Raw genomic sequence first — 12,257 nt, forward strand, 5'->3', positions numbered from 1 at the left:
AATTAATAGTCAAGGTTTAAATTTTTATTTAAGCGGATTAAATTTTTTTTGTTTTTCGTCCACTTAAATGTAGTCTATATTGTTTTGACCTTTTTTTGGAGTTTGAGTTTATGGAAAATACTAAATCGGATGATGTCTCTATTAAAATAATCTACTCCGCTAGCCCGGCGTTGAAAACTGTTTAGATAACCCAATTCTAATGCAATATTTTTATTCATGCCATACTGTAATGCAGCATAAACTCTATTTTGATCAAATGTATTTTTAATGATCGATTTCCCTGCATTTAACATTATTTCATCTGAAAGAATAGTTTTTAAATACTGATTTTCTTTTTTCCAAAAAACGTAATCGGCTTGAAGTCTGTATCTGAATCTCCAGAAAAATGTAGTGCCGGATAATAATGATTCTTTATTGGCATTATGAATAAATCGTTCTTCTGCTTGAAATCGTTGAAGCAGTGTTACTTTATTAATGTTTAGTTTCCAAGTAAGATCTTGTTGTCCTCGGTATTCCGGAGTATTAAAAGTATAGGATACTTCGGGTACTTGTGTTGCAACAGAGAAATGTGCAAAGCCAATTCCTGCTTCTAAATGTTCATTGATCTTGTAACGGCCTTGAATTCGTATGACATATAAATTTTCTTTCAATGGTTTCAAAAAGATTCTATTGTCAAACTCGTTATGCAAAGACCATTTTTCACTTAATGCCAATTGATTGTAGTAGCGTGTCCAAAGAATGCTTTGATGATCTATATTTTTCTCCGTTTGTGCTTGACAGAGAACAGATACTAATAAAAAGAAAATGATTCTAATATTTTTCACGGAGTTTTATTTCAATTTTGGCAAATTTACATAAACTCTATAAAATTTAGGGGGTGTATTTATTTTAAAAATATTCCTCAGTATTAAACTACTGAATAATAGAATATTGAATAAAAAAAAACAGCATTATTAAGACCTAAGTTTTAGTAATGCTGTTTTTAATTTTATGGTTTTTAATGAGTAAATTATTATAATGAGTATTTCAATGTAACTCCATACGTTCTTTGGTCGCCTAATACACCAGCATATTGTCCTGAATTTCCACCAGCGGGCAATAGTTGTTCGTAATAATCTTTATTTAGCAGATTACGTCCCCAGAATTGTACAGACAAACCATCTGTTGCACGAAAACCCAAACGAGCATTAAATAGAGCATAACCCTGAACTACTAAATATTTTGAAGCAGATGGACTTGAAGAGAATTCAGAACGTGCATAAGAATCAATTCCAAGGAATATTTTTCCTGTATTTCCAAAAAATTTAGCATTGTTTGAAAGTTCACCTCCTAAAGATCCTGCCCATTTTGAAGCACCCGGTAAAGCAGTTCCGGAAACATCTTTGAAGGATACTGCTGCTCCTGTTTCTTCTAAGGGAAGAGGTGCATTTGTAAATTTGACATATTTACCGTCTGTATAGGTCGCTGCTCCATTGATGGTTAAATGTTTGCTGATTATAAAACTTGCATCCAATTCTACCCCTTTTACCTGTACTTTATCTGCATTGGCAAGATAGCCACGGTTTACACCTAATTCAGCTGCCTGTACATTGGTTTGAAAATCTTTGATATCCGTATTAAAGAATGTTAAATTAAATATTGAGTTTTTAAACGGTGATGTTTTTACTCCAATTTCATAATGATTTACTTCTTCTGGTTTAATTACTGCAAGTTCTAGAATTGGTTGTCCGGCAAGAGTAGGTAATCCTGCTACGTTTACTCCAACGGGTTTGTAGCTTTTTGCAAAAGTTGCATACGCATTAATCTTGTCAGTAGCTTTAAAAGAAACGGTTATGTTTCCAGAAAAGTCAGTGTTAGCAGTATTAGATGAAAAAGACTGATCCGTATAAACTAATTTTTTCAAGGCAATTAAGGCTGGGTCATTCGTTTGAAGCCCTCCGTATGTAGTACGTTTGTAATCAGCATCTTTTTTGTCAAAATTATGGCGTAAACCTGGTAACACATGTAAACGTTCTGTTATAGCCCAGTCTAATTGGCCAAATACTGCCGCACTGGAAGCTCTAATGCGGGCATCGGTTTTGATACCATAACCTTCAAATAGATTTGGTGTTTTCCATAAATTACTAGTCGTGCTTTGTGCAAATCTCCATTGTGCATTACCGGATTCTTCTGTACCATCAGTTTGTGATGTCTGGTCAATAAAAAAGACACCTGCAACACCACTTAATTTAGAGGTAAGATGACCTGCGTATCGTACTTCTTGTGTTATTTGTGTTTGTCTGCTTGGGTTTTGCGATTTTGCTAATACTTGTAATCCTGTAAAATCCCTATCGTTTGATGGATCCCAATTCCAAAAACGCCAAGCGGTCGTTGCCGTAAGAGTTCCGTTTCCAATTTTTGTATCTGCATTAAGAGATATACCTCCCATATCTTGTCCGGAACGCCATGGCGTATCGTGGTCAATTTTACGGTCAAACCCATTTAAACTTGGTAATTGATAATTCAAATCAGCAATAATAGCATCAAATTGACGGTAAGCCGCTCTTTGTGTAGGTGCAACACCAGCAACTACCTGAGCATATCCATCTGGACGTTGGGTCGTAATATCTGCAGCTACTACAATACTGGTTCTTTCAGAGGGTGTATAAAGTAATTGTCCCCTGATTCCCTGATTATTGAGGGTATTTGTAGGTTTTCCCGTTGCAACATTATCAATTAGTCCATTACGTTGCGTACCGGAAAAAGAGATACGACCTGCAATTTTTTTGCCTAATGCTCCTGTAACAGAGGCTTTGGCTTGTAGGAATGCATAATTTCCGTAACTCACTTCAAAGTTAGCACCTGAAGTGAAACTTGGTTTGCGAGTAGTGATGTTAAAGGCTCCTGAAGTTGTGTTTTTACCAAATAATGATCCTTGCGGTCCACGCAATATCTCAATTTGTTCGATATCGATAAAATCTAAAGTGGTTGCCGCTGGACGTGCATAATAAACGCCATCAACATAGAAACCAACACCAGGATCGATTCCATCATTTGTAAGTCCAAAAGGAGAACCTAGGCTTCGAATATTAATACCTGTATTTCTAGGGTTTGACGAATATAATTGAACTGAGGGAACAAGTTCTTTTATGCGATTAACGTTAAAAGCTCCAGTTTGTTCTGCCTGTTTTCCTGTTATTACTGATATTGCGATTGGCACATCTTGTACTTTTTCTATTCGGCGCCTTGAAGAAACGATAACCTCGACCAAAGTATTTTCTTCAGTAAGCGTTATTTGCAATGAAGGTATTGCAAAAGAAGTAATTTCTATTTCTGCAGTTTTATATCCTACATATTGAACTAAAAGAGTTAAAGGGAGTTTTCCTTTTGTGTCTATGATAAATTTCCCGCTAGAATCTGAAATTGTGTTAGATGTTGTTCCTTTTATTACAACATTTGCGGCTTCTAAAGGAATGTTTTGGTTTGTTGTGACCAAACCGTCAATGTTTTGTGCAAATGATATTGAGAATGTTAAAACGAATAATAGGGGAAGTATGTTTTTTATAGAATTTTTCATTTATTAAGTATATGTAATTAGTAGAATTTAATTTAAATTTTTTTACTAACACATGTACATCATTTGAGAACTCTTTTTTTCAATTGCATTTAGTTGATTTCTTCGGGGTTGCCTATTCAATAAAGCAAACTTACTTAGGTACGTTTTCATACGTTTAATTTTGGATTGTTAATTATGTATTAAATCTTAGGCAAATATATAATTAATTCTATAAGATTAGTAGAGTTTAAAAATATTTTTTTATTTTTTTACCAATGATGCAATAGTAATGACTTCCATGGCTTTTAAAGTTTCCTCTCTAATAGTAATCAATCCGTGTCGTAATAGGCATTCCGATTCATCGACGCAATCAGAACAGCGTTCGTAAAAATTCAATGAGGCACAAGGAAGTAACGCAATTGCGCCATCAAAAAGTCTGTGAATATCGGCTAAAGTAATGTCGTTTTTAGATTTTAAAATATAATAACCGCCAAATTTCCCTTGTTTACTTCCTACGAAATGGCCACGTTTTAAATCCAACAGAATCTGTTCCAAAAACTTTTTTGGTATAGAGGCTGCCTCGGCAATTTCGATAGTTCGAGATACATGGGTTTCCTCTTGTTGGGCTAAGTATAAGAGTGCTTTTAGAGCATATTTGGCTTTTTGTGAGAGCATTTACTATAATTGATTTATGTTTTTTGAATAAATTTAAGACGCTCTAAATATTAAAAAGGGTTTTTAATATTTTTACTTTCGTAATTTGTTTTCTCAAGATGGAAATTGAATGTTACCAATCTCCACTTGATCCACCGCCAGAGAAACCTCCGCCACCAAATCCACCGCCGAAACCGCCTCCTCCAAATCCGCCACCAGAGGAACCTCCGCCGAAACCACCTCCGCCAATGTTTCGTCCAAGGCTGCTTAGAATAATGATATCAAGTAGACTTGAGCCTACACCACTGCCGCTGTTACCAGAATTTCCACCACTACCTTTGTTTCGAGATATCAACACCAGTATAATAATGACAATAACAATTAATGGTAAGATGGGAAATCCTTTATCTTTGGTTTGTTTAACTCGTTCTCCTTTGTATTTTCCTTTGAAAACATCAAATAAAGCATCCGTTCCCTTATCAAGCCCGTTGTAATAACTTCCTGCTTTAAATTCAGGAATAATAATGTTTCGGATTATTTCTCCCCCAATACCGGCTGTCAGTCGATCTTCTAATCCGTAACCTGGATTTATTGCAATTTTAGTTTCGCCTTTAGCCAATAAAATAATGACACCGTTGTCTTCTTTTGCCTGACCTATGCCCCAAGTTTGCGCCCATTTTGTTGCTAATTGACTTACATCTTCTCCTTTGAGGCTTTCTACGGTTACTATCACAATTTGAGTGGTGGTAGAATCAGAATATTTAATCAGCTTTTCTTCCAACTGTGTTTTTTCTGTCGCGCTTAAAACATTCGCATAATCGTAAACAGAAGTCTGTGAAGTTGGTTTTTCAGGAATGGTAAATTGTGCAAAACCAATTTGTGTGAATAACAAACATACAAACAGCTTTAGGGAAATTAGGGTACTCTTTTTTTGTAATAGCATTATCCTCTAGATATTTCGTTTGATAATTCATTTGTATCGCCTTCCAGCCAAGGGAAATATTTCTGTAATTGTTCACCGGCTCTGGCAATTCCATCAACAAGACCTTGCTTGAAATTTCCTTTTTTGAACTCAGCCACCATGATATCTCGGGTACAATTCCAAAAATCATCTTGAACAACATCATTAATGCCTTTGTCGCCACAAATTACAAAATGTCGATCTTCTACAGCTAAGTAAATCAAAACACCATTTTGAAGTTCGGTTTCATCCATTTTCAGTTCATGAAAAACTTCCATCGCACGATCATACGCATCCATGGAAGTTGTTTTTTCTATATGAACTCTAATCTCGCCAGAAGTGTTTTTTTCAGCCATGCGAATAGCTTCAACAATTTCTTGTTCATCTTCTTTGGTTAAAAAATCTTCTACTTTTGACATTGAACTATTTTTGATTTAAGATTAACGCTTTTTGATTTCAGAACTTTTAAATCTGCAATCAAAAAGCGTTAATTTTTAAAGGTTATTTTTTTAATTTAAATTGGATTTATTTTGACTTCTAAAAACCTAAGAAGTCTAATAATCTAACTTTAGAATTTTACTTCAACTGGTTTATCTGCACCTTCAACAGCGTTAAAATATGCTTTGTCTCTAAATCCAAACAAGCCAGCAAATAAGCTGTTTGGGAACGTTTTAATATGAGAATTGTAAGGTTTAACCGCTTCGTTGAAACGAGTTCTAGCCGTTAAAATTTGATTTTCAGTACTGGCTAATTCATCTTGTAATTTTAAGAAATTTTGATTGGCTTTCAACTCAGGATACGCTTCAACAGTTACTAATAATCGAGACAATGAACTGCTCACGCCACTTTGTGCTTTGTTGAATTCCGCTAATTGTTCCGGAGTAATATTTGCAGGATCAATTTTTACAGAAGTAGCTTTAGAACGCGCTTCGATAACTGCTGTCAACGTACTTTTTTCAAAATCAGCGGCACCTTTTACCGTATTTACTAAATTCCCAATAAGGTCATTTCTTCTTTGATATGCTGTTTGAACATCACCCCAAGATTGTTCTACATTTTGGTTTAAAGTCACTGCAGTATTATTAATTCCTTTAACCCAGCTGTAAATTACAAAAATCACAACCGCTCCGATAATCCAAGGCAAAAATCTTTTCATGTTTATTTAATTTAAGTTTATTGTTTAAAAATTTGAATCGATAAGTAGTCCTGATGACTACAATTCGTTTTTTATATTTGTTAATTGTGTGCGTATCGTTTCTAATTTTCGAATGATATCAAACTTATCCAACGTTTTTTTCTGTCCTTCTTTCAAATGGGTTTTGGCACCTTCCAGCGTAAAACCTCTTTCTTTGACCAAATGATAGATCAGTTGTAGATTAGTGATATCCTCCGGAGTAAACATTCGATTGCCTTTAGCATTCTTTTTTGGTTTCAGAATATCAAATTCATTGTCCCAAAAACGAATTAGCGATGCATTCACGTCAAATGCTTTAGCTACTTCTCCAATGCTGTAATATCTTTTGTCTTTAGATAATTCAATATGCATATCAATTTTTATTTTTTGTCCAGTTGAATGAGTCACTGAATACTATTTTTTATCTTCTTACTGTATAATGCCAACCGAACACTATTTTTGTATTAGTCTAATGATTGATTCTCTTGATTCGCTAATTGTGCGATGACAACATATTCCACTGCCGAAATATTTCCGTAATAAAAATTAAGTGGGTTTACCACTTTATTGTTCTTATGAACTTCATAATGTAGGTGAGGCGCTTCGGATCTTCCAGTGCTTCCCACATATCCTATAACATCGCCTCGTTTTACGCGTTGTCCAGCTCTCGCTTTATATTTGCTCAAATGTGCGTATAAAGTTTCGTATCCAAATCCATGCCGAATAACAATATGATTTCCATATCCGGAGGCGGTATTGTCTGCTTTTGCTACAACTCCGTCGCCGGTAGCATAAATGGGAGTTCCAGTTTTGGACGTAAAGTCCATTCCTTCATGCATTTTTCTCGCTTTTGTAAATGGATCCGTTCGATAACCAAAACCAGAGGCCAGTCGTTTTAAATTTTCATTTCGTACTGGCTGAATGGCAGGAATGGCTGACAAAAAATCACTTTTCGCTTCTGCCAATTTCAAAATCGCATCCAATGATTTCGACTGAATCGCTAATTCCTTGCTAAGGACATCAATCCTTTTTGTGGTATTGATTACCAACTGGGAATTGTCATACCCTTCTAATATTTTATATCTATTTTTCCCGGGGAATCCCGCTTTTCGAATAGAATCCGGAATCGCGGCTTTATTAAAATACACACGATACAAATTATTATCCCGATCTTCAATAGCTTCAATAACGCCATTTACCTGATCCATTTTTTTGTTCAGCAACGCATAATTCAATCTCAAATTTTCAATTTCACGCGCTTGCAAACGGTCTTTTGGTGTTTCAAAATAAGGAGTGTTCAATAAAACAACAAAACTTAAAAAACCAAACAATCCCGATGCCAATAAGAACAGAATAATAACACCAAATTTTCTTCTTTTTCGTGTTTTTATTTTTCTATAGGCTAGATTTTCGGAATCGTAATAATATTTTACTTTCGACATATTTTAAAATACCCTATTTTTGCACACAGTAGAAGGTTAGACGAACAAATTTAATAAATGTTTCATTTGTTACACCCTTTTTTCAATAATAAATAAAATAATGTGCCTATTCCAGCTATTCGTTGCAAGTTCTCGTTTATAAATCTTTTTTTCTAATGAGCCAGCAGGAGCTTCCTCCGGGCGCTCTGCCACCTCAAGAAAAAATAGAGGTATATATCTCGAAGCTTTTCACTGTTATCTGGGGCATAAAATGTTGATTCGATCATTTGGTCTTTCGTTTATGCGATACAGCCGATTAACCAAATTAACAAATAACCGAACAAACAATAAAAATGACATCACAAGACGTACGTAAACAATTTCTGGATTTTTTCGCATCAAAAGGACACTTAATCGTTCCATCGGCTCCCATAGTTCTAAAAGACGATCCAACCCTGATGTTCAACAACTCAGGAATGGCGCAGTTCAAAGAATATTTCCTTGGGAACGCTACGCCAAAAAGCAATAGAATTGCCGATACACAAAAATGTCTTCGGGTTTCAGGAAAACATAATGACTTAGAAGACGTCGGTTTTGATACGTACCACCACACCATGTTTGAAATGCTGGGAAACTGGTCTTTTGGAGATTATTTCAAAAAAGAAGCCATCAACTGGGCTTGGGAACTTTTGACAGAAGTCTATAAAATTCCAAAAGAAAATTTATACGTTTCCGTATTTGAAGGAAACCCGGAAGAAAACGTACCGTTCGATCAGGAAGCTTGGGATATTTGGAAGGAATTGATTGACGAAAACCGAATCATTCTTGGAAACAAGAAAGACAATTTCTGGGAAATGGGAGATCAAGGCCCTTGTGGACCGTGTTCCGAAATTCATGTTGACTTACGTTCTGCAGCAGAAAAAGCATTAGTTTCCGGAAAAAGTTTAGTGAATAATGACCATCCGCAAGTAGTGGAAATTTGGAATAACGTATTCATGGAATTCAACCGTAAAGCGGACGGTTCTTTAGAGAAACTTCCCGCGCAACACGTTGATACCGGAATGGGATTTGAGCGTTTGTGTATGGCGTTGCAAGGAAAAACTTCCAACTATGATACCGATGTTTTTACGCCACTTATTGAAAAAGTAGAGCAAATTACAGGATTAAAATACACTTCAAATGATGTCACTCTGAGCGGAGTCGAAGAGAGCGAAGAGCAAAACAAAACTAATATCGCTATTCGAGTAGTGGTCGATCACGTTCGTGCGGTGGCTTTTGCTATAGCTGACGGACAACTGCCATCAAACACTGGCGCTGGTTATGTAATTCGCAGAATTTTGCGTCGTGCAATTCGTTACGGATTTACTTTTTTGAATACCAAAGAACCGTTTATCAATCAATTGGTAGCCGTTTTGGCCAATCAGATGGGGGAGTTTTTTCCGGAAATCAAATCACAACAACAATTGGTTACGAATGTGATTCGGGAAGAAGAAGCTTCTTTCTTGAGAACGTTAGACCAAGGATTACAATTATTGGAAAATGTAGTTACCGAAACTAAAGGATCAACAGTTTCAGGAGTTAAGGCTTTTGAATTATACGATACTTTCGGATTCCCAATTGACTTAACCGCATTGATTCTTAGAGAAAAAGGATTGGAACTGGATGAAGCTGGTTTTAACACAGCCATGCAAGCTCAAAAAGCCCGTTCACGCGCCGCATCAGAAGTTTCTACCGAAGATTGGTCGGTGTTGATTCCTGGAAATGTAGAAACATTCGTGGGTTACGATCAATCTGAAAGTGACGTAAAAATCACTCGCATCCGTAAAATTGACAGTAAAAAAGACGGAGTTTTATACCAAATCGTTTTAGATAACACGCCTTTCTATCCAGAAGGTGGAGGGCAAGTTGGTGATAAAGGAACGTTGGTTTCTGCAAATGAAACTATCGAAATCATCGATACTAAAAAAGAAAATAACCTGATTTTGCATTTTGCAAAAAAATTACCGGAAAATGTAAACGCAGTTTTTACAGCCAAAGTAAATCAGGATTTAAGAAGTTTGTCTTCCAGAAATCACTCGGCGACACACTTGATGCACCAGGCGTTGAGAAGTGTTTTGGGAACACACGTAGAACAAAAGGGATCTTTGGTTAATCCAACTTATTTGCGTTTTGACTTTTCGCACTTTGCTAAAATGACAGAATCGGAATTACAACAAGTAGAGGATTTTGTAAACGCAAGAATACAGGAACAATTACCACTTATCGAAAGAAGAAATATTCCTTTTACGCAGGCAGTTCAAGAAGGAGCAATGGCATTGTTTGGAGAAAAATACGGAGATGAGGTTCGTGCGATTAAATTTGGCGAAAGCATGGAATTATGTGGTGGAATCCACGTGAAAAACACGGCGGAAATCTGGCATTTCAAAATTGTTTCTGAAGGAGCGGTTGCTGCGGGAATTCGTCGTATCGAAGCGATTACAAGTGATGCGGTTAAAGCACATTTTGCTTCGTATGAAAGCACATTGAATGAAGTGAAAACAGCCTTAAAAAATCCTCAGGATATTCTGAAAGCCGTTCATTCGATGCAAGACGAAAATGCAAAATTGGCTAAACAAATCGAGGCTTTGATGAAAGATAAAGTCAAAAATTTGAAAGCGAGTTTAATTGCTGAATTACAGGAAATAAACGGCATACAATTCTTAGCTAAACAAGTGGATTTAAATCCGGAAGGAGCCAAAGATTTGGCTTATGAATTAGGAAATTTAGGAAAAAATTTATTTCTTGTTTTGGCTACAGCCGACGAAGAAAAACCTATGTTGACTTGCTATATTTCTAAAGAATTAGTGGCGGAGAAAAACCTAAATGCCGGACAAGTAGTTCGTGAATTGGGTAAGTTTATCCAAGGTGGAGGCGGTGGACAACCGTTTTTTGCTACAGCAGGAGGAAAGAATGTAGCTGGAATTCAACAAGCATTGGAAAAAGCGATTGACTTTGTAAAGTAATTATCTCGTAAATTTTTTTGTCTCGCAAAGTCGCAGAGACGCAAAGTGTTTGTGGATAAATGTTTAAAATATCCAGTAACAATAGCTTTGCGTCTCTGCGACTTTGCGAGATTTTTAATATATTAGCAAGAAATAAAAAATGACTGAAAACGATATTTCAAAGATTGTTGTTGATGTTTGTTACAAAATACACACTAGGCTTGGTTCAGGACTATTAGAGTCAGTTTATGAAGCTATTTTGTTTTATGAGTTAACGAAAAGAGGACTTACGGTTGAAAGTCAAAAACCACTTCCCGTTGTCTGGGATGAAGTAAAATTAGATATTGGATTCAGAACTGACTTACTCGTAGAAAATAAAGTTATTTTAGAAATAAAATCAGTTGAACAAATTGCTAATGTGCATCCAAAGCAACTTTTAACGTATCTGAAAATTACAGAAATGAAATTGGGCTTGTTAATTAATTTCAACGAACCACTAATTAAAACAGGAATTACAAGAATTGTAAATAACCTTTAACCGATCCGTCTCTGCGGCTTTGCCATAAATAAACATGAACTTCAGAACCCAAATTCCCATTCCTAAAAGTAATCATCCAATAGATTACAATTCAAAGATTGTGTCTTTAGGTTCTTGCTTTGCTGAAAATATGGGAGATAAATTTCAGTATTTTAAATTTCAAAACACCATAAACCCTTTTGGGATAATTTTCAATCCGGTTTCTATTGAAAAGTTAATTGATCTTGTTGTTTCCGGAAAGCAATTTACAGAAAACGATATTTTTTTTCATAATGAACGTTGGCATTGTTTTGACGTGCATTCGGATTTGAGTAATTCAAGTAAAGAGGGATTATTAGCATCATTAAGCGCAATAATCAAATCAAAAAATCAACAAATAACCGAATCAACACATTTCGTCATCACGTATGGAACCTCATGGGTTTATCGAAATATAGAAAGCGATTCAATTGTGGCGAATTGCCATAAAGTACCTCAAAAACAGTTCAAGAAAGAATTACTTTCTGTTGAAGAAATAAAAAAAAGTATTACAAACACAATCAAATTAATTCATTCGGTAAATCCGGATTGCAATATTATCTTTACGGTTTCGCCGGTGCGTCACATCAAAGACGGTTTTGTTGAAAATCAGTTGAGTAAAGCACATTTGATTTCGGCTGTTCACAGTATTCTGAATTCTGAACAATGCAAGCTGAACACTGAATATTTTCCTAGCTACGAAATCATGATGGATGAACTTCGGGATTACCGTTTTTATACCGAAGATATGTTGCATCCCAATCCAGTGGCAATTGATTATATTTGGAAACTTTTCAAGGAAACTACGCTTTCCGAAACTGCTTTTGCTGTTATGGATGAAGTGGAGGGTATTCAAAAAAGTCTTCTGCATAAGCCTTTTAACCCGAATTCTGAAAGTCATTTAAAATTTGAGTCCAAAGTCAGAGAAAAAATCACTAAATTGGAGAATCAATATTCATTCATGAAATTTTAATT

Annotated in this window: 11 protein-coding genes; 3 read left to right on the forward strand and 8 right to left on the reverse strand. The window is 35.6% G+C overall.

The window, feature by feature from the left end; all coding sequences use genetic code 11:
• Positions 1-74: 74 nt before the first annotated feature.
• The 8 genes from ACNQGD_RS02165 to ACNQGD_RS02200 form a co-directional block, all read right to left on the reverse strand.
• Positions 75-824 (reverse strand): DUF2490 domain-containing protein, encoded by a 750-nt coding sequence (locus tag ACNQGD_RS02165; protein WP_417998145.1) that lies wholly within the window; start codon positions 822-824, stop codon positions 75-77.
• A gap of 188 nt (positions 825-1,012) precedes the next feature.
• A complete protein-coding gene (locus ACNQGD_RS02170) occupies positions 1,013-3,556 on the reverse strand; it encodes a TonB-dependent receptor (RefSeq protein WP_417998146.1) in 2,544 nt (847 codons plus the stop codon).
• A gap of 240 nt (positions 3,557-3,796) precedes the next feature.
• Positions 3,797-4,210, reverse strand: a complete 414-nt coding sequence (locus tag ACNQGD_RS02175; protein WP_417992537.1) for an RrF2 family transcriptional regulator — start codon at positions 4,208-4,210, stop codon at positions 3,797-3,799.
• 112 nt (positions 4,211-4,322) lie between these two features.
• Positions 4,323-5,132 (reverse strand): TPM domain-containing protein, encoded by an 810-nt coding sequence (locus tag ACNQGD_RS02180; protein ID WP_417998147.1) that lies wholly within the window; start codon positions 5,130-5,132, stop codon positions 4,323-4,325.
• Entirely contained in the window at positions 5,132-5,569 is a 438-nt protein-coding gene (locus ACNQGD_RS02185) for a TPM domain-containing protein (RefSeq protein ID WP_417997694.1), read from the reverse strand. The genes ACNQGD_RS02180 and ACNQGD_RS02185 overlap by 1 nt, the downstream gene beginning before the upstream one ends.
• 149 nt (positions 5,570-5,718) lie before the next feature.
• Positions 5,719-6,306, reverse strand: a complete 588-nt coding sequence (locus ACNQGD_RS02190; RefSeq protein ID WP_417997695.1) for a LemA family protein — start codon at positions 6,304-6,306, stop codon at positions 5,719-5,721.
• A gap of 57 nt (positions 6,307-6,363) precedes the next feature.
• Positions 6,364-6,696, reverse strand: a complete 333-nt coding sequence (locus ACNQGD_RS02195; RefSeq protein WP_099714491.1) for a MerR family transcriptional regulator — start codon at positions 6,694-6,696, stop codon at positions 6,364-6,366.
• Positions 6,697-6,788: 92 nt separating this feature from the next.
• Positions 6,789-7,766, reverse strand: coding sequence for a M23 family metallopeptidase (locus tag ACNQGD_RS02200; RefSeq protein ID WP_417997696.1), 978 nt, complete (start codon positions 7,764-7,766; stop codon positions 6,789-6,791).
• A 332-nt stretch (positions 7,767-8,098) separates the two neighbouring features.
• Here ACNQGD_RS02200 and alaS point away from each other — a divergent pair, with 332 nt between their 5' ends.
• From alaS to ACNQGD_RS02215, 3 genes are all read left to right on the forward strand, one after another.
• Positions 8,099-10,747, forward strand: coding sequence for an alanine--tRNA ligase (alaS, locus tag ACNQGD_RS02205; protein ID WP_417998148.1), 2,649 nt, complete (start codon positions 8,099-8,101; stop codon positions 10,745-10,747).
• A gap of 139 nt (positions 10,748-10,886) precedes the next feature.
• Positions 10,887-11,264: a GxxExxY protein gene (locus tag ACNQGD_RS02210; protein ID WP_417998149.1), complete on the forward strand. Its 378-nt coding sequence runs from the start codon at positions 10,887-10,889 to the stop codon at positions 11,262-11,264.
• 34 nt (positions 11,265-11,298) lie between these two features.
• A complete protein-coding gene (locus ACNQGD_RS02215) occupies positions 11,299-12,255 on the forward strand; it encodes a GSCFA domain-containing protein (RefSeq protein WP_417998150.1) in 957 nt (318 codons plus the stop codon).
• The last annotated feature ends 2 nt before the right edge of the window (positions 12,256-12,257 follow it).

The organism is Flavobacterium glucosi, from assembly GCF_048286535.1.
Lineage (GTDB): Bacteria > Bacteroidota > Bacteroidia > Flavobacteriales > Flavobacteriaceae > Flavobacterium.